This window comes from Psychrobacter sp. 1Y6, from assembly GCF_052258385.2.
In the GTDB taxonomy this organism is placed as follows: domain Bacteria; phylum Pseudomonadota; class Gammaproteobacteria; order Pseudomonadales; family Moraxellaceae; genus Psychrobacter.
The window spans coordinates 1,660,434-1,680,829 of record NZ_JBQQEW020000001.1 but is presented as its reverse complement, the minus strand read 5'-3'; the positions used below and the strand labels follow the sequence as shown (position 1 = coordinate 1,680,829).

General features: G+C 43.4%; 10 protein-coding genes and 1 pseudogene. 9 read left to right on the top strand and 2 right to left on the bottom strand.

All coding sequences use genetic code 11. The annotated features are described in order from the left end of the window. Positions 1-91: 91 nt before the first annotated feature. From ACTXGF_RS20650 to ACTXGF_RS20640, 3 genes are all read left to right on the top strand, one after another. Positions 92-532 (top strand): antibiotic biosynthesis monooxygenase family protein, encoded by a 441-nt coding sequence (locus ACTXGF_RS20650; RefSeq protein ID WP_296206809.1) that lies wholly within the window; start codon positions 92-94, stop codon positions 530-532. Positions 533-650: 118 nt separating this feature from the next. After that, positions 651-1,499, top strand: coding sequence for an NAD(P)H-binding protein (locus tag ACTXGF_RS20645; RefSeq protein WP_443534671.1), 849 nt, complete (start codon positions 651-653; stop codon positions 1,497-1,499). A gap of 87 nt (positions 1,500-1,586) precedes the next feature. Further along, the gene (locus ACTXGF_RS20640) at positions 1,587-2,333 is read left to right on the top strand and encodes a glutathione S-transferase family protein (protein ID WP_443534669.1); all 747 of its coding nucleotides are present in this window, start codon (positions 1,587-1,589) and stop codon (positions 2,331-2,333) included. 92 nt (positions 2,334-2,425) lie between these two features. Here the strand turns inward: ACTXGF_RS20640 and ACTXGF_RS20635 are convergent. Continuing rightward, a pseudogene (locus ACTXGF_RS20635) lies at positions 2,426-3,095 on the bottom strand (IS1595 family transposase). Positions 3,096-3,347: 252 nt separating this feature from the next. On the opposite strand from ACTXGF_RS20635, the gene ACTXGF_RS20630 reads away from it, so the two are divergent. The 3 genes from ACTXGF_RS20630 (at position 3,348) to ACTXGF_RS20620 (ending at position 16,990) form a co-directional block, all read left to right on the top strand. Further along, the gene (locus ACTXGF_RS20630; protein ID WP_443534667.1) at positions 3,348-4,268 is read left to right on the top strand and encodes a helix-turn-helix transcriptional regulator; all 921 of its coding nucleotides are present in this window, start codon (positions 3,348-3,350) and stop codon (positions 4,266-4,268) included. A gap of 605 nt (positions 4,269-4,873) precedes the next feature. Beyond that, positions 4,874-16,444 carry a YadA-like family protein gene (locus tag ACTXGF_RS20625; protein ID WP_522885862.1) on the top strand — a complete coding sequence of 3,857 codons (11,571 nt, stop codon included), beginning with the start codon at positions 4,874-4,876 and terminating at the stop codon, positions 16,442-16,444. Positions 16,445-16,525: 81 nt separating this feature from the next. Further along, positions 16,526-16,990: an outer membrane protein assembly factor BamE gene (locus ACTXGF_RS20620; protein ID WP_443535362.1), complete on the top strand. Its 465-nt coding sequence runs from the start codon at positions 16,526-16,528 to the stop codon at positions 16,988-16,990. A 632-nt stretch (positions 16,991-17,622) separates the two neighbouring features. Here the strand turns inward: ACTXGF_RS20620 and ACTXGF_RS20615 are convergent. Next, positions 17,623-18,549: a hypothetical protein gene (locus tag ACTXGF_RS20615; protein ID WP_443535361.1), complete on the bottom strand. Its 927-nt coding sequence runs from the start codon at positions 18,547-18,549 to the stop codon at positions 17,623-17,625. A gap of 469 nt (positions 18,550-19,018) precedes the next feature. On the opposite strand from ACTXGF_RS20615, the gene ACTXGF_RS20610 reads away from it, so the two are divergent. The 3 genes from ACTXGF_RS20610 to ACTXGF_RS20600 all read left to right on the top strand — a co-directional run bounded on the left by ACTXGF_RS20610 (position 19,019) and on the right by ACTXGF_RS20600 (position 20,313). Continuing rightward, positions 19,019-19,315: a hypothetical protein gene (locus ACTXGF_RS20610; RefSeq protein WP_443535359.1), complete on the top strand. Its 297-nt coding sequence runs from the start codon at positions 19,019-19,021 to the stop codon at positions 19,313-19,315. A 26-nt stretch (positions 19,316-19,341) separates the two neighbouring features. Further along, a complete protein-coding gene (locus tag ACTXGF_RS20605; RefSeq protein ID WP_443535357.1) occupies positions 19,342-19,644 on the top strand; it encodes a hypothetical protein in 303 nt (100 codons plus the stop codon). A 126-nt stretch (positions 19,645-19,770) separates the two neighbouring features. Beyond that, entirely contained in the window at positions 19,771-20,313 is a 543-nt protein-coding gene (locus ACTXGF_RS20600; protein WP_443535355.1) for a hypothetical protein, read from the top strand. Positions 20,314-20,396: the final 83 nt, after the last annotated feature.

Genomic DNA, 20,396 nt, shown 5'->3' with positions numbered 1-20,396 from the left:
AAATGAGGACACGCCCTAGTCTCGATATTTCATCTGTATCTAAATACTTAAAACAAATTTTAAATCATCAATCTATCCAAAAGGTATCACTATGAAGATTTCAAAAGCTGCTTTATTAACCACTGTCGTTATCAGCACATTTGCATTGACTGCTTGCAACAATTTGCAACCTGCTCATCAAGCTCAAAAGCATACGCAGCATAATAGCCATCATCAAGGTGCTGACGTAGTATCAAACGCTAAAGTGATTGAGATTGCCTCTTTCAAACTTAAACCAAGTATCTCTTACGATGATTTTGCCGTTCTTGATCACAGCGTTGAGGTCAATCATGTGGCAAAACAAAAGGGCTTTGTGTCTCGTGAGTCAGCAATGGGCGAAAACGGCGAATGGGTGGTTGTGGTGCATTGGGAAACGTTAGCGGATGCGGATGCTTCCATGACAAGTTTTACTAAAACACCTATGGCAGCTGAATTTATGGGCAGTATAGACTTAAAGACGATGGCAATGAATCGTTATACCTTAGTAGATTAGTAGGTTGGTTTGGAATAAACAGCAATTTCAATCGGTTGCAAACCAGTAGATCGATTAGGGTTTATCTATTAACCCTAATCGACGTTCATTCTAGTTAAGCGAATCAAAGAGGTGCACTATGAAGATCGCAGTTACAGCCGCTAATGGAAAACTAGGGTCTGCCATTATCGAGAATCTCCTACAGGCGCATGCTGCAACAGACATCGTGGCGCTGGCACGCACTCCTGCCAAAGCTGAGTTTTTGACTAAGCAGTATGGCATAGAGGTCAGAGCAGGTGATTATGATGATGTACAACAGCTTGAGAATTCATTACAAGGTATAGATAGCGTTTTACTGGTATCTAGTATGGATGAGCCTGCTAAGCGTATTGGTCAGCATCGCAATGTTATCGAGTCTGCGAAAAAAAATGATGTGACAAAAATCGTGTATACCAGTATTCAGGGTTCTAGTACTCAGACTGCGTTTGCGCCGATTGTGAAGAGTAATCAGCAAACAGAGCAAGATATCAAAGATAGTGGTCTCAATTGGGTGATAGGTCGCAATGGTATCTATATCGAGCCTGATGTGGATTATATCGATAGCTATAAGGCACAGGGTGATATTGCCAACTGTGCAGGTGAGGGCAAGTGTGGCTATACCACTCATGAGGAATTGGCGGTCGCTTATAGCCAAATGCTAATCAATGCTAAGCACGATGCCAATACTTATAATTTAAATGGTGAATCCATTACCCAGCAGCAGCTCACTCAGTACTTAAATGACAGGTTTGGTACGACGCTTAGTTATCGCTATATGACCGTGGAGGCGTTCAAACAAGACCGTATTGATGAACTAGGCGAGTTTATCGGTACAGTGATCGCTGGTATTTACGAGCAGATAGCAATAGGTGCTATGCACAACCAAAGCGATTTTGCCAAGGTAGTGGGGCGCGAACATATGAGCTGGACTGAGTACTTTAATAATTAATAAGACCGCGCATACTCAAGCTAGATATTATTTGAACGCGATAAATGAACGCTCTTTTATGTAATGCGAAATGTAAGGAAGACTATTATGCCTGTTATTACGCCTACGAATAAATCCGTTACCAAATTCGAAGGTTTACACTTGTATCACGCGCCATTTTCCAACTGTGCCATGCGCGTAAGGATTGCATTAGCTGAGAAGCAGCTAGAGTGGACAAGCCATCTTATTGACCTATCTAAAGGTGAGCAGCGTACCAAAGAATATCTAGGAATCAACCCTAATGGTGTGGTACCAACCTTGGTAGATGAGGGTGTGGTTATTATTGATTCGACCGATATCATTGATTATTTAGACACCACCTATGAACCCAATTCGTTGCGTCCTGATACTGAAGCTGAAATGCAGGCCATGTATGATTGGATGCATATGGCAAAAGACAATCATCTGCCTATAAAAACTTATATGTATTATAAATTAGGTGCAACGGGTCTTAGCGAAGAAGAGCTAATAGAATACCGCAAAAATCAAACTTACGACAGAACACTGTTAGCGTTTCACGAGCATCGTAGTACACATGGTTTTAGTCAAGAGGATATTGATAAGGCAACCGCAGTGCTTGATGACTGTTTTGCAAAAATGGACGTGCGTCTCAAAGATCATGATTGGCTAGTTGGCGACGCCTTTTCATTGGCGGATATTACTTGGATTCCGCAACTGGTTGTTTTAGGTAGAGCAGGCTATCCTTTTGCTCAGTATGCACACTTTGAGCGTTGGAAAAATGCAATTATGGCACGCCCTAGTTTCAACCAAGCAGTTACTGATTGGTTGAAGTAGAGATGAGTAATGACACCGGTAAGACTATAATAAAATGCAATTATGACAGTAAAACTTTGGTGTAAAACCTAAGGGACTGTAGTAGATAAGGATTAAATATTACACCATTTTCTTAGGGTTTTAAGCTTCAAGCTGATTAGATGGCAAACCATAGTTAAATCTAAACTCACACTCTTTTCAAAATAGAGGGAAGTTTTTCTTATCAATACTCACACTCTTTTCAAAATAGAGGGAAGTTTTTCTTATCAATTCCATTATACCTTCTAAGTATTCGTTTAGACTGATTCCAGGAGTTCTCGATGCCATTAATGTGATTATTTTTACCGCAAGTAAACTCTTTAGAGTGATTGACTCTAAAGAGTTTAAACTAACTCACATCTAACGCATTGTAACTTCGATAGCTATCAGTATAAACAAAGCTGTTGGGCTTGATAACGGGTATTAGTGTACTTTGTTTGATGTCTGCTACGACAATGGTATAAACCTTACCATTTTGCTTAAAGATACTAAATATGGCTGTTTTACCAGCAGCACCGCGACCTCTTTTGCCTTTGCGTACACCGCCAAAGTAACTTTCATCTAATTCGAACTCACCCTCAAACAGCTTATCGGCTTATCGGCTTCTAGTGAGAGATGGTAATCTATTACAAGTCTAATTTTATGATAAAAAAGTGCAGCAGTGTTAGGTTGGGAGTCGAGCGAGATTGGACTTACTCTGGTGAAATTTACAAAGGTGCAAAACCGCAGAAATGGTAGTAACATGCGTAGATTTGAACCATCTATCTAAAGCACCCCCTTGTTTTATTCTACTCATTTGTGTATTAGTGAATATAAGTAATAGTTGATCGTAACCGAGCCTAAAAGAATGATGAAAACTGAACACAGTACCCATAAAAGTATAATGATTGCTATAAGAGAAGCAGCGACTCTGTACCTATTTAATAGGAATCGCGAAAAGGATATTCCTAAATTGCAGATTTTTTTTTATCTTTAGATGACTACCCCGGCGAAAGGGTGCCTGTAGCAGAAGTTGTTAAGGAAGTTAACGCTTTATCTAGCGTGTTACAAGACAGTCACTTAGGTTTGAATTTAAACATGTTGGTTAAGATAGAGTCATTACCTATTTACAAGGCCATTAACGAATGTTTAAAGCCTTTCTCTCATATGACTAATGAACTGCCCTTTTTATTAGTGAGTCGAATTGTATTTCGTTTTTTCTTTTTGTTGACACAGTCTATTGAGCTTAAACTCAATACGGAGAGAGGCTTGATTCGATTCGAATTTATCTCCAATGCACCGGAAAGTATGAATAAAAATCAAATGGACGGAGCTATGGTATTGGTTCATCGAATACTAGAGGACTTTTCCCCTGGAATGTTAAATAGAGTATGTGTTGCATATCGTCATAGCGATTATGAGTTGGAGTACTATCAATCAGTATTTGGCGTATTTGTTGAGTCTGCTGATACAACAAGCTTGATATATAACTTAGATTGTCATGATCACTATAAAAAAGCTGCCAGTTTATTAATAAAGTCAGAAGAAGAGCTTGGTAGAAAATTTTTCATTAACCCTTTATTTAATATGTTGTCTACTCAGTTCTCTGGGCTGAGCTACAAAGAGCGCTGTGAGATAGCCATTACTACAATCATGGGTATTACTCCGCCAACGCGCGATCATGTTGCAGACGCAATGAGTATTAGTGTAAGTACGCTACAAAGAAGGCTCAAGGAGGAGGGGACATCCTTTCAAAGGATTCTAGAAGAAACCAGAAGACAACTGGCTGAGCTGTACTTAACAGAGAAACAACTATCTACAACTGATGTTGCTTATTTATTAGGCTACAAGTCCCATAGTCAATTCTTTAAAGCGTTCAAAGCTTGTTTTGGGATAACGCCGAAAGCCTATCAAACCAACCTTATCAATCGTACATGAGTTAATAGTGATTAATATCATGCCCATATGGATGATATCTCAGCATTACCATATTCAAACTAACTTACCTTTCAAAAGGTCAGATCTGAGTATATAAAAAAGCCATTTATCTTTAAGTGGCTTTTTTAATGGGTAACTTATGCTAGCAAAACTTACTAGTATAAAAACGACCATCATTATTAATCGCATTGTGGAACGTTTATTGCATAAAATTACTTGGTCAGTATGTTGCATTTCGAGTCAGTGCTATTGCGCTTTGTCCGTTTATGAGTGACATTTGTTTAAAAACTGTCAAGTAACAACATCTATACTATCAAGTAACAACATCTATATAGTACAATCTTTATTTTATATTACATCGTAAGTGTTAATTTTTAGTAACAATTGTACGTACAAATCACATGGGCTTCATATTCTCTAGTGCCACCGAAAAAAGCTCACATCAAATTTTGTTCTGTATTTTCACTGCTCTTAGAGTAGTTAATACGTTTGGTATACCAGTAGTGTTATATAAAACTTAATGTAGACACTGTCTCGTTTAAGACTAATGGCTACAGGTTTTATTCATATTTGCTCACTTTTAATATATATAGGATGTATAAGTTATGAATCGTAGCTATAAAGTCATCTGGAACGAATCATTAAACTGCTTTATGGCTGTTGCAGAATATGCCAAAGCCCGTGGAAAATCTTCTCATAGCTCAGTCAGTTCAAACTCTGTAGCATCAGAAGCGACCAACTCAGGCGCGAAATTATTGCGGTTGACGGCGATATGTGCAGGAATTGCGGCATCTGGATTTAGTATGCAGGCGATAGCCGATGATGGTAATTTTGATAACGTTACAGCTAATGGAAATGTTACGGCTACTGGAAACGTTACCGGAGCGAGTATCACAGCTAGTGGTATGGTGAATGCGAATGGTGGCTTGACCGTTGCTGGTGGTCAGATGGTAAATATGAGTGGCAATAAGGTGACTAATGTCGCTAATGGTACCGCTACCACAGATGCGGTGAACTTTGGTCAGTTAGAGGCAGTTAAGACAACTGCTAGTCAAGGCTTTAATATTCAAGCCAACAGTGGCGTTGCAGAACAGATAGGTCCAGGAGAAACGGTTACTTTTCAAGATGGTGATAGTAATATTAAAATCACACGCACGGGCAACACGATTTCTATTGCCACTTCCGCAAACCCCAATTTTACGACAGTAACCACTACAGGTAATATCACTGTTGGTGGTACGTTAAATGCGAATGGTGGTCTCACCGTTGCCAGTAACAAAGCAGTCAATATGGGCGGCAATAAGGTAACTAACGTTGCTGATGGTACCGTCGTCACAGATGCGGTGAACTTTGGTCAATTGGATGCGGTTAGAACAACCGCCAACCAAGGCTGGAATATTCGAGCAAATGGTGGCCCCACACAAACGATTGCTCCTGGGGATACGGTTAACTTTACGAATGGCAATAATGTTGTCATCAGTCGTAGCGGCAATGCAATCTCTATTGCCACCTCACCAAACCCCAATTTTACGACAGTAACCACTACAGGTAATATCACTGTTGGTGGTACGTTAAATGCGAATGGTGGTCTCACCGTTGCCAGTAACAAAGCAGTCAATATGGGCGGCAATAAGGTAACTAACGTTGCTAATGGCACTATTGCAGAAAACGGCAAGGACGCCGCGACTACCGGTCAGCTGTGGAGACTCACTGAGGGCGGAGATGGCGTTAAGTACTTTCATGCTAATTCTGAACAGCCAGACTCCGAAGCCATAGGTCAAGAGTCTGTTGCTATTGGTCCAAAAACTAAAGCTGAAGGCGTCAGTGGTTTAGCAGCGGGTGATAGTGCGTCAGTAACGGCACAAGGCGAAGGTGCAATTGCGCTAGGACAAAATGCCATTGCTGGGGGTGCTGCTCCAGGTAGTGGTGGCGCAGGTGCAGTAGCTGTAGGTCGCAATAGTGTCGCTTCCGGTAGTAGCACCACAGCGCTAGGTGATGGTGCTCAAGCACGCGGTGGAAATGCTACGGCGTTAGGTAAGGGGGCTCAAGCAAATGGTGGTAATAGCATTGCTCTTGGTCAATCTACGGCTAGTGCGAGTAACGCTTTCGCTGCAGGTAATGGCGCTGTAGCTAATGTATCGGACGGTATATCAATAGGTACTGGTGCGGGTGTGGGTACTACTAGTACGGTAGGCAATGACCAAAGAGATAACATCGCCATCGGTAGGCAGTCTGGTCAAAATGTAGGTGCTAAAGAATCTATCGGTATCGGATTTGAAGCCGGCTCAAATGTTAAAGGTGACAATAATACAGCCATTGGCACTCAAGCTGGTATGGGTGTTACTGGCGAGTATAATATTTCTATGGGCTATCAGGCTAATAAAAATGCTGGAGTCCTTGATCATTCAACTGTAGTGGGTAGTAAAGCCAACGCTGGTAGCAACTCAGTCGCTTTGGGGTATGAGGCGCAGGCAAGTAGTACTGACGCAGTAGCCGTAGGTAGTGGCGCTATCTCTGATGCTCAAGGGCTAGCGCTAGGTGCTAATTCAAAATCTGAAGCCAACAATATAGCATTAGGTTTTAACTCGAAGGCGCTTGTTAGTGACTCGACTAACAGTAGCTATTTGACAGGTAACGTATCAGGTCAAGGCGTAGTCTCCGTTGGTAGCACCAGTGCAAATATCAAACGTCGTATCGTCAATGTGGCAGATGGTGCTAATGGTACTGATGCGGTGAACGTCAATCAGTTAAAAGGCGCACAACAAAGTGTTGCCAATCTAGTGGGCGGTAGCGTACCGCTTAATGCTGATGGAAGTTATGGCAAGATAACAGTAAACAATATAGGTGGTGGTACAACAGAGTTTGATACTGTTGTAGATGCTATTGGTGCAATTACTAGTGGCACAGTTAGTATTCTTCCTGCAGAAGCAGCAAAATATAACTCAGACGGAACACTTGATGTGGCCGCTGGCACAATGAATGGTCAGGCTGTCAACCTAGGGCAGCTAAATACTGCTATCGCAGAAAACGGTATTCAGTATTTTAGTGTTAATTCCACCGAGGGTGCTAACCGTAATAATGGCGGAGCTGCTGGTACCAGCGCGATAGCAATTGGTCCTGAAGCATCTGCATCGGCTGATGAGTCTCTAGCGCTAGGTCATAAAGCGCGCGCTGATGCTGATGTTTCAATTGCAATCGGCAATAATGTTCGTGCTGAAGGGAAACGATCTACTGTGCTTGGTAATGAGAGCCGGGTATATGATGCTAACGGTGTAGCAATTGGTTACGAGGCAGTTAGTAACGGGGAAAACTCATTAGTAATGGGTACCGGTGCTGAATCTAACGAAAAAACAACTGGTGAAGGTGTCGATAATGCAATCGTCATTGGTACTGAAGCTAGATCCACCGCATCAAATGATGGTATCGCAATTGGTAGAACTGCGCTGGCTAGAGAGGAACGTGCTGTTGCCCAAGGTTTTAATGCACAATCTACTGCAGTAGATGCTATTGCACTTGGTAGTCGTTCTCGAGCCAGTGGCATTAGTTCCCAAGCAAGTGGTACTGATGCGAGAGCGAGTGGTGGAAATGCTCAAGCGAGCGGTACTAGCGCTAATGCCAGTGGTACAAACGCACAAGCCAGTGGTACGAATGCAAGCGCCAGTGGTTCTAGTGCTATGGCGCAGGGAACTCGTGCGACAAGTTACGCCACTGATGGTATCGCTATGGGTACCGGTGCAATATCTGGATTTGAAGATCCAACTAACCAAGATCCTCAGCGTAATATGGCAGGTATTGCAATTGGTAAAAGCTCACTAGCAGATGAGAAAAACGCCTTAGCGCTAGGCGTTGAAGCAAATGCTCGTGCCCAATCAGCAACAGCAGTGGGTGACGGAGCCAATGCTAGTGGTATAAATGCATTGGCTATAGGAACAGGTGCTGCCGCTAATAAACAAGATGCGACAGCGATCGGTAACGGTGCAAGCGCTAGCGCCCAGAATGCCACCGCTTTTGGACGCGGTGCTGCTGCTAGTGCCCAAGATGCCATAGCCTTTGGTCGTGAAGCGCAGGCCGTAGCACAAGGCGCAATAGCGCTTGGTCAAGGCGCCAAAGCAAATACCAATGTCAATGATGTGGCATTAGGCACAGGCTCAGTAACGGGTGCTGTTGTCAATACTCCAAATGCTACGATCGACAAGAATACTTATACTTATGCAGGTACCAGTGCAACTAGCACGCTCAGCGTAGGTGCAGTAGGGAAGGAGCGCACGATTACTAACGTCGCTGCAGGGCGTGTATCGGCAACCAGCACCGATGCTATCAACGGCTCGCAGCTTCATGGCACTAATCAAGCAGTAACTGCATTGGGGAATAATCTAGATACCGCAGGTCAAAGCGTTGCTAATGCTCTTGGTGGTAGTTCAGCCTATAACTCAACGACTCATCAAGTCAACGCAAGTCTAAACGTCAATGGTAATACATATACTACCGTCGAAAGTGCCATTAAGTACGCAGCACAAGGTTGGAATGTCCAAACTAACAGTGATACGGCGAGCAACGTTGCTCCTGGTAGCACTGTACAGTTCAAAGATGGCAAAAATATAAAGATTACGCGTAACGGCAAAGACATTACAGTCGCTACTGCTGACGATGTAACCTTTACTAAAGTTACATCAGGCAGTATGACGGTTAACAACACTGATAGCATCGCCAATGGCAGTACTAAAAACTATGTCACCCAAGGCAGCACTTCTGTGGTTAATGGTGGAGACGTCTATACCGCCATCAATACCACTAATCAGCAATACCAAGGTGATAACGGCGCAGTCGTCACTCGTAATCCGAACCAAGTATTGAAGGTGAAAGGCGGCGCTACGACGGGTACAGAAAACAATATTCAAACCGTATCTAACGATACAGATGGCAGTATCAGCGTTAAACTGGCTGAAAAAATCGATCTAGGCACTGATGGCCGTGTAAAAATAGGCAGCACGACTGTTAATGATACTGGCGTGACCATTGTAGGTGGTCCAAGCGTTACCTCGACAGGTATTAATGCTAGTGATAAAGTCATTACAGGTGTCGCTAATGGCTCAGTAACTGCTGGTAGTAAAGAGGCGGTTAATGGCGGTCAGCTCAGTAGTGCTGCTGCTGCTGCCAAGACAGAAGTTGTGGCAGGCACCAACGTAGCCGGTGTGACTAAGAGCACAGGCGGTAACGGTCAAGACATCTACACCATCAATGCCAAGGGTGCTAGTACAACAGCAGGCTCAAGTGCAGTCACGGTAACTAATACCACTGATGCTAACACCAATGTAACTAATGCTGCAGTTGATCTTAGTGCTGATAGTAAAGCAAGCTTAGCTAAGGCGGATAACTCTGTACAGTATGACAATGCGGGTAAAACCAGTGTCACCTTAGGCGGATCAGGGGCTAGCCCAGTTAAAATAACAAACGTAGCTGATGGTACGCTTAGTACAAGCTCAAAAGATGCGGTTAATGGCTCTCAATTGCATACTACTAACCAAAATGTAACTAAGAATGCAGGTGATATTACAACTCTTCAAGGTGGTTTCACCCTAAATAGTAATGGTGCTAATGGCGCAGCTATCAAAGCTGGTGACACTATCGATATCGGTACTGCAAATGGTGAGACCAACCTTACAGTCAATAAGTCAGGCAAAACCATTGACTTTGCTTTGAACAAAAACCTGGATCTAGGAGCTAGTGGCAGCGTAACGACTGGTGCCACAACCGTTAATGATAATGGCATCATCATCACCAAAGCGGCAGGGGCTCCTGCTGGAATCACTAATGTCAGCTTGACCAATACAGGGCTTGATAATGGTGGCAGCAAGATCACCAATGTAGCAGCCGGCACTATCGGCACAGGTTCAACTGACGCGGTTAATGGCGGTCAGATTCAAGCAGCTGGCGACAGTTTAGCGACTAACGTATTAGGCGGAAATGCCGAGTATGTAAATAACAGCTTCACCATGAGTGATGTTGGCGGCACCGGTGAGAACAACATCAATGACGCCATTGCCTCAGCCAACACCGCTGCAAATGCAGGTTGGAATGTGAGTGGTTCGGGCGCCAATGAAGTAAACATCGGCCCGAATGGCAAAGTTGACTTTGTTGGTGACAGTAACATTACTGTGGCGCAGACCGGCTTAGAAGATGACGGTAAGATTGGCATTACCTTAAACCCAGACTTAGACGTTGACAGCGTTAAAACGGGTAACAGCAAGCTTGATAATAGCGGCTTATCTGTCACTAATGGTACTTATACCAGCAGTGTTGGTGCCACGCAGATTGTGGCCGGAGGTGTCAATCCAGTCACCGTGAATGGCGCAACAGGAACCGTCAACGGACTCACCAACAAAACCTTTGACCCTACAAGCTTTACCTCAGGCCAAGCCGCGACTGAAGATCAGTTGAAGTCAGTTAGTGATGTGGCAAATACCGGTTGGGACGTCAAAGTTAATGGCATCGCATCTGACAACGTAGCTCCAGGTGAGACCGTACAATTCGTTGATGGTAAGAACATCAAAGTCACCCGCGACAATGATCAAGTCATCAAAGTGGCGACCAGTGACGAAGTTGAATTCACCAAAGTCACCTTAGGAGATGCTACTAACAACACCATTCTAACCAGCAATGCAAATGGTTTAGATGTCGGCGGTGACAAGATCACCAATGTAGCAGCCGGCACTATCGGCACAGGTTCAACTGACGCGGTTAATGGCGGTCAGATTCAAGCAGCTGGCGACAGCTTAGCGACTAACGTATTAGGCGGAAATGCCGAGTATGTAAATAACAGCTTCACCATGAGTGATGTTGGCGGCACCGGTGAGAACAACATCAATGACGCCATTGCCTCAGCCAACACCGCTGCAAATGCAGGTTGGAATGTGAGTGGTTCGGGCGCCAATGAAGTAAACATCGGCCCGAATGGCAAAGTTGACTTTGTTGGTGACAGTAACATTACTGTGGCGCAGACCGGCTTAGAAGATGACGGTAAGATTGGCATTACCTTAAACCCAGACTTAGACGTTGACAGCGTTAAAACGGGTAACAGCAAGCTTGATAATAGCGGCTTATCTGTCACTAATGGTACTTATACCAGCAGTGTTGGTGCCACGCAGATTGTGGCCGGAGGTGTCAATCCAGTCACCGTGAATGGCGCAACAGGAACCGTCAACGGACTCACCAACAAAACCTTTGACCCTACAAGCTTTACCTCAGGCCAAGCCGCGACTGAAGATCAGTTGAAGTCAGTTAGTGATGTGGCAAATACCGGTTGGGACGTCAAAGTTAATGGCATCGCATCTGACAACGTAGCTCCAGGTGAGACCGTACAATTCGTTGATGGTAAGAACATCAAAGTCACCCGCGACAATGATCAAGTCATCAAAGTGGCGACCAGTGACGAAGTTGAATTCACCAAAGTCACCTTAGGAGATGCTACTAACAACACCATTCTAACCAGCAATGCAAATGGTTTAGATGTCGGCGGTGACAAGATCACCAATGTAGCAGCCGGCACTATCGGCACAGGTTCAACTGACGCGGTTAATGGCGGTCAGATTCAAGCAGCTGGCGACAGCTTAGCGACTAACGTATTAGGCGGAAATGCCGAGTATGTAAATAACAGCTTCACCATGAGTGATGTTGGCGGCACCGGTGAGAACAACATCAATGACGCCATTGCCTCAGCCAACACCGCTGCAAATGCAGGTTGGAATGTGAGTGGTTCGGGCGCCAATGAAGTAAACATCGGCCCGAATGGCAAAGTTGACTTTGTTGGTGACAGTAACATTACTGTGGCGCAGACCGGCTTAGAAGATGACGGTAAGATTGGCATTACCTTAAACCCAGACTTAGACGTTGACAGCGTTAAAACGGGTAACAGCAAGCTTGATAATAGCGGTTTATCTGTCACTAATGGTACTTATACCAGCAGTGTTGGTGCCACGCAGATTGTGGCCGGAGGTGTCAATCCAGTCACCGTGAATGGCGCAACAGGAACCGTCAACGGACTCACCAACAAAACCTTTGACCCTACAAGCTTTACCTCAGGCCAAGCCGCGACTGAAGATCAGTTGAAGTCAGTTAGTGATGTGGCAAATACCGGTTGGGACGTCAAAGTTAATGGCATCGCATCTGACAACGTAGCTCCAGGTGAGACCGTACAATTCGTTGATGGTAAGAACATCAAAGTCACCCGCGACAATGATCAAGTCATCAAAGTGGCGACCAGTGACGAAGTTGAATTCACCAAAGTCACCTTAGGAGATGCTACTAACAACACCATTCTAACCAGCAATGCAAATGGTTTAGATGTCGGCGGTGACAAGATCACCAATGTAGCAGCCGGCACTATCGGCACAGGTTCAACTGACGCGGTTAATGGCGGTCAGATTCAAGCAGCTGGCGACAGCTTAGCGACTAACGTATTAGGCGGAAATGCCGAGTATGTAAATAACAGCTTCACCATGAGTGATGTTGGCGGCACCGGTGAGAACAACATCAATGACGCCATTGCCTCAGCCAACACCGCTGCAAATGCAGGTTGGAATGTGAGTGGTTCGGGCGCCAATGAAGTAAACATCGGCCCGAATGGCAAAGTTGACTTTGTTGGTGACAGTAACATTACTGTGGCGCAGACCGGCTTAGAAGATGACGGTAAGATTGGCATTACCTTAAACCCAGACTTAGACGTTGACAGCGTTAAAACGGGTAACAGCAAGCTTGATAATAGCGGCTTATCTGTCACTAATGGTACTTATACCAGCAGTGTTGGTGCCACGCAGATTGTGGCCGGAGGTGTCAATCCAGTCACCGTGAATGGCGCAACAGGAACCGTCAACGGACTCACCAACAAAACCTTTGACCCTACAAGCTTTACCTCAGGCCAAGCCGCGACTGAAGATCAGTTGAAGTCAGTTAGTGATGTGGCAAATACCGGTTGGGACGTCAAAGTTAATGGCATCGCATCTGACAACGTAGCTCCAGGTGAGACCGTACAATTCGTTGATGGTAAGAACATCAAAGTCACCCGCGACAATGATCAAGTCATCAAAGTGGCGACCAGTGACGAAGTTGAATTCACCAAAGTCACCTTAGGAGATGCTACTAACAACACCATTCTAACCAGCAATGCAAATGGTTTAGATGTCGGCGGTGACAAGATCACCAATGTAGCAGCTGGCACTATCGGCACAGGTTCAACTGACGCGGTTAATGGCGGTCAGATTCAAGCAGCTGGCGACAGCTTAGCGACTAACGTATTAGGCGGAAATGCCGAGTATGTAAATAACAGCTTCACCATGAGTGATGTTGGCGGCACCGGTGAGAACAACATCAATGACGCCATTGCCTCAGCCAACACCGCTGCAAATGCAGGTTGGAATGTGAGTGGTTCGGGCGCCAATGAAGTAAACATCGGCCCGAATGGCAAAGTTGACTTTGTTGGTGACAGTAACATTACTGTGGCGCAGACCGGCTTAGAAGATGACGGTAAGATTGGCATTACCTTAAACCCAGACTTAGACGTTGACAGCGTTAAAACGGGTAACAGCAAGCTTGATAATAGCGGCTTATCTGTCACTAATGGTACTTATACCAGCAGTGTTGGTGCCACGCAGATTGTGGCCGGAGGTGTCAATCCAGTCACCGTGAATGGCGCAACAGGAACCGTCAACGGACTCACCAACAAAACCTTTGACCCTACAAGCTTTACCTCAGGCCAAGCCGCGACTGAAGATCAGTTGAAGTCAGTTAGTGATGTGGCAAATACCGGTTGGGACGTCAAAGTTAATGGCATCGCATCTGACAACGTAGCTCCAGGTGAGACCGTACAATTCGTTGATGGTAAGAACATCAAAGTCACCCGCGACAATGATCAAGTCATCAAAGTGGCGACCAGTGACGAAGTTGAATTCACCAAAGTCACCTTAGGAGATGCTACTAACAACACCATTCTAACCAGCAATGCAAATGGTTTAGATGTCGGCGGTGACAAGATCACCAATGTAGCAGCCGGCACTATCGGCACAGGTTCAACTGACGCGGTTAATGGCGGTCAGATTCAAGCAGCTGGCGACAGCTTAGCGACTAACGTATTAGGCGGAAATGCCGAGTATGTAAATAACAGCTTCACCATGAGTGATGTTGGCGGCACCGGTGAGAACAACATCAATGACGCCATTGCCTCAGCCAACACCGCTGCAAATGCAGGTTGGAATGTGAGTGGTTCGGGCGCCAATGAAGTAAACATCGGCCCGAATGGCAAAGTTGACTTTGTTGGTGACAGTAACATTACTGTGGCGCAGACCGGCTTAGAAGATGACGGTAAGATTGGCATTACCTTAAACCCAGACTTAGACGTTGACAGCGTTAAAACGGGTAACAGCAAGCTTGATAATAGCGGCTTATCAGTTAACGATGGTGCAGGCAACCTAATCACCGTCACCAATGATGGCTTAACCGTCACTGGTGGTCCAAGCGTCACTAAGAGTGGCATTGATGCTGGTGGTAAAGTCATCACAGGCGTTGCCAGTGGAGTGGGTAGTGACACTAACGCGGCAAACATTGGTGACCTAAAGGATGCAGTGACTAGCGTTACAAATGCTGGTTTAAGCTTCAAAGGCGATCGCGGCATTGCTGTCAATCGAAAACTTGGTGAGACTCTCAATATCACAGGTGGTGCAGCAACAGGAGCAGCACTAACGACAGGTAATATCGGTATTCGTAATGATGGTAGTGAGGGTTTGATTGTAGAGATTGCCGAAAAAGTCGACTTAGGTATTGATGGTAGTGTTAAGACTGGTGTTACTATTATAGACAATACTGGTTTGACTATTGTAGGCGGTCCAAGCGTTACACAAAGTGGTATTGATGCTGGCGGTAAAGTGATTATAGGAGTTGCTGATGGTTTAGTGGCTACTGGTAGCAAAGAGGCAATCAATGGCGGTCAACTGTTCGGTACTGCAAACTCCGTTGCCAACAACTTCGGTGGTGGTTCTAAAATGAATGATAATGGAACTATTAGCGCTCCAAAGTATGAGCTAAATGATGGAGTAGATATATACGATAATGTAGGCGATGCACTTGGCGGCCTAGACGATCGTGTTTCTGCTAATGCCGATAACATTACTAATATAACCAATGGTACGGCAGGTATTGTCCGCCAAGATCCTACTACTGAAGATATTACTGTAGGTAGTCAGACAGGCGGAAATAGCGTTGACTTTTCTGGGATAGATGGTAATCGAGTGTTAACTGGCGTTGCTGACGGTAAAGTTGAGTTAGAAAGTAAAGATGCGGTTAACGGCGGTCAGCTACATAATCTTGGTAGTGATGTTGCTGGTATTATCGGTGGCGACGCTACCTATGATGCGAATGGCAATCTAACCGCTAATAACATCGGTGGTACAGGTAAAGGAAACATTAACGACGCTATTGCTTCTATTAATCAAGGTAACGCACAGGCCAACGAAGACATCAAAGTCAATGCCGATAATATCCAAGCCAATACTGATAGACTCGATTCGGGTCTTAGCTTTGGAGCAGATACTGGTGACAATATTAATAAGCCTATTGGTGACAGTAGTGCGCTTAAGTTTGAGGGCAGCGATAATATCACCACCTCTGCTACTGGCAACAGTATCAAGTTTGACCTAAACGGTAATATCAGTGTGGATAGTGTCACGGCTGATAATGTGACTACAGGTAACACGACAGTCAACACCAATGGCATCACTATCAAAGATGGTCCAAGCATGACCACTGACGGCATCAATGCCGGTGATAAAGCGATCACTGGTGTCGCTGATGGTATCGAAGTCAATGATGCTGTCAACTTTGGTCAGCTCAATGCGCTTGATGGGAAGCTCAGTAACAGCGTTAACGAGCTCGGTTACAAGATCAATGAAGTAGAAGACGATGCCAACGCTGGTATTTCAGCAGCAATGGCAATGTCTTCACTGCCACAAGCTTATATCCCTGGTAAGTCAATGGTTGGTGGCGGTATCGCTACTTATAATGGTCAAAGTGCCGTGGCGATTGGTGTGTCTAAAGTGTCTGATAATGGCCGCTGGGTCATTAAAGTAAATGGTACCGCAGATACCCAAGGCAATGCTGGTGGCGCAGTGGGTGCAGGCTTCCATTTCTAATCTACCACGCGATGTAGTGACAGCGTCTATTCATGAATAGACGCTGTCAACTCACTTATAAAACATATTTAGGGATGTATAATGAAAAAATCTGTATATCGTTATGGCTTACTAGCGACAACGGCGTTACTCTTCACGATGACGGGTTGTAGCCAAAAGAACATTTTACCAACTTGGCACTTAACACCTGGGGCGCAGTATGGCTCTGTAGATGCCGATAGCTTGGTATTCCCTGATCCAAACAAAGCTTGGCAAAAAGGCGGTACTATCGTCAATCATGATGATGTCGCCAAGATTAGTGTAGGAACTACTAAAGATGAGATTTATAAACTCATAGGTACCCCTCATTTTAGTGAAGGCTTCAACGCTCGTGAATGGGATTATATTCTCAAATTTTACAATACCGATAATGAAGTAGAGGTTTGCCAGTATAAAATTATTTTTGATGACAGTTATGAAGGGAGAATGCGTGACGACGAATTCTTTGCAACTGAATTCTATTGGCTGCCTGCATCCTGCGAGAAGTATTCGGAGTTTGCGCGTTAACTAAAAAATCTAACGTCAGAACATCGACCAAGGTAAGGTTCGTTATTGTCATTGTTAATACTGCCTTCCAAGCTATGAATATAGCTTGGAAGGCTTTTTTATGGTTTTTGGGTTGCTCTAATAACATTTAGCTAATTCATTTAAAAAACTAGATCCATAACCTTTAAAGTTTATTTGTATACGGTGTCTCTTAGTCTTATCCGCTAAGCAATCATACTTAAAATCAAAGCCATGGAAAATATGAGTCTGAGACTGAATCGGCAGTTGAGACACTGGCTATTTAATTGTTTTGGACATTTATGGAGTTTAGTAGCCTATCCAATTAAACGCTATCCATAGAATACTGTTCTTATTTATAAACAATATGACTTTCTAATCAAAGGCGCTCTTTAGATATCATTATTTTCTAGATAGTGCTAAAAATTCAGCGATGTCAGACTCTATATAAAGACCGACATATAAAACGGTGATAAGCTATTGAGTACTTTTATGATCCAGTGATTAGCCAGTGAGTTCCTCTTTGCTTGAGTTTAATATTAGTGATCAAACATAAAAAAAGCGCCTATTACAGGCGCTATTTTTTATTCTATTTTATAAACAAGACTCATGATAGCTTTTTGGTAAAAACTATTTTAGTAGTTGGCTTTGATTTGTGTTTCTAGGAAATTAGCCGCGACGTCATTGTAAAGACTACAATAAACTTCTTCGATATCAGGGTTAGTATTGAAATTCTCTTGGACTCCGCTTTGATTATAGAAAGCATCATATATCAAACCGTTGTATCTAACAGCTGCCACGATTTCGCCATCTTCATCAGTATACCGAGCAGCTGGTAGCTCGTTGTCGATTCCGATGTTTTCTTTGACAAGATTGGTGACAGTGTTATACGTTTTCTCGTTAGCAATCCACTCATCTATAGTCATGCTACCTTCATCTTCGTCTTCAGAAAAGGTATAGAAATTTTGATTAGGTGTCTCTAGGAATATATAGCATTGAGAGCCGCTCGGAAAAACAGGGTTAACGCTGCTAGGAAAAGAAGATAACTCAGTGTCAATACCAGTTTTAGCATTGAATGGCTGTTTGCCTACGCCTTCAAGGTTAAGGGTTACAATGTCATAAGTTGAATTGACGGAAGCATTTCCTGAACGAATATTTAGCTTGAACGTATCACTATCAACAAAGCTAATGTTATAAAACTGACTATCAAAATCCTCAGGAACCGCAATGAACAAATTTTGGCTAGCGTAAAACTCCAATTCAGAGACATCACCTACGCTATCCTGATATGCAGTAGGTGAGCTTCCTACAATAGTAGATATTGTCTGCATTAAGCCGCTATTGCTAAGTCTATAAGCGAGCTTACCCCATCCATCTTTATATTGGTTATTTGATATATCAGTAAAGGGATCAAACTCTGTATAGCTCAGTTCACTATTAACGATAGGACCACCATCATCACCATTGCTTGCGACGTACTGACCGTCACTATCTCCGCCACATCCCGTAAGTACTAAGGCACTGGCCAATGCGAGGCCCGTATATAATTTATTGATTTGCATATTGTTACCTATCGTTAGCTTCCTGTAAGAAAGCAATCATAGTTAAAGCTATATTAAATTGCAAAACAAAATTTCAGTCTTAACGTTATCGCTACAATTGTAATATATTTTACTTAGTGAGATTGTCCTGATTATTTATTAAAAATCTACAATTTATAACTTGGGTTACTTGAGCAGCTAATAGCAATGGTCTGATTTATAGCAAGAGAAAAAGGCATTGATACAGGTACTATTGCCGGAAAAAAAGTCAATGATTATTAATGGAAAAGATTATCGTATCGTTTTATTAGCTAGCTTTAGACAAGTTATTTATATTTATCATATAAAATATATTCATGGAAAATGATGAATATTTCTGATATACCTAGTTATACTAATTAATTTGGTTAGTTTATCTAATTAAACTAATTGGCTATATGGATTTTTAATCTTATGTATTGGAGTTAAGCAACCATAAAGGACGATAACTATGAAATTAGCAAAAGCTGTACTCGCCAGCATCTGTATTTTACCTTTAGCCACCATCGCTTATGCTGAAGACGTTGATACCCAAAACTTACGTATCTCTGAAACCTCAATGATGAGCGTCAATGAAGCGACACCATCAACCATGAAAATGCACAACGAAAATGACCACATGAGCGAAAAATCGAACGCCATTCAAGACGGCAGCGATGTAGAAGTTGATGCTAAACGAGGATGGCGCTGGCCTTGGCAGAAGAAGAACAAAGAAGTAGCGACACCTGAGCGTCCAAAGTGCTGTTAGTTCATTAACTATAAAGGACTACCACGATGAAATTATGGAAAGCCATCTTAACCAGTATCTGCATTTTACCGTTAGCTGCTATCGCTTATGCTGAAGACGTTGATACTCAACACTTACGCATCTCTGAAACCTCAATGATGAGTGTCAATCACGCTGCACCCTCAAGTATGCAGCAAAAAGAAGCAACGCAGATCAGCAATCAATCAAGTGCCATCAATAATTCAAATGATGTCGAAGTGGATAAGGAAGAGGGCTTTAGATGGCCTTGGCAAGGGTTAAAGGAAGCTCTCAAGTTTAGAAAAGACTTTAAGAACCAATCAAGACCCTAAAGAGACTCGGGCAGATAGTCCGTCATATGGATCATTTGATGGCAAATCTACGTAGATTCTTACAGTGGTTTCAGCTGTTCACAGTGATTTATTGATATTAAATACTTTTACACAAGGATGTATATTATGAATATTTATAAGCAAATAACGATACTGACACTGAGCATGTCTTTAGTAGGGATCAGCCATGCCGCCGATGATATGGCAGGTGCCAAAAATGGTATTACTTTAACTGAGAATAGTGACGTGAGTATCAGAAACCACAACTGGAGCACAACGAATAGAGAACCTAAGCATAAGCGTAAACGTAGTACCGTTAAAGTGAGTGCACCGATGGAAGAAACCGCCTCGCAAGTAGCTCTTACTAAGTTTGCTAAAGAAAATAACATGATTGAAAAAAGCTATGGCGACGTTTGTGGCGCCTTTATGGAAAGCCAAATGACAGAGACTAAATCGCAAGGACATCGCTGGGGCAAGTCTGAGTCACATTGGACCAAAAAATCATTTAAGATTTTTAAAGCACGTGAATTTACGATTGGTGAAGAAGAGCTGGCGCAAAGCGCAGGTCATCTATTTGGTAAAACTATAAAAAAACATAACTGTATTACTACTAAAGTAGGGATCAATGACGAAAACGTTGAACTTGAGTCCATGAAACTAGCAAAATAATCGAACAATGCTATATATGCTATCTAGGAGTAGAACAAAGTGACAGTTAAAAATTTAGCTGTCATTTTTTATGTACTAAGCCA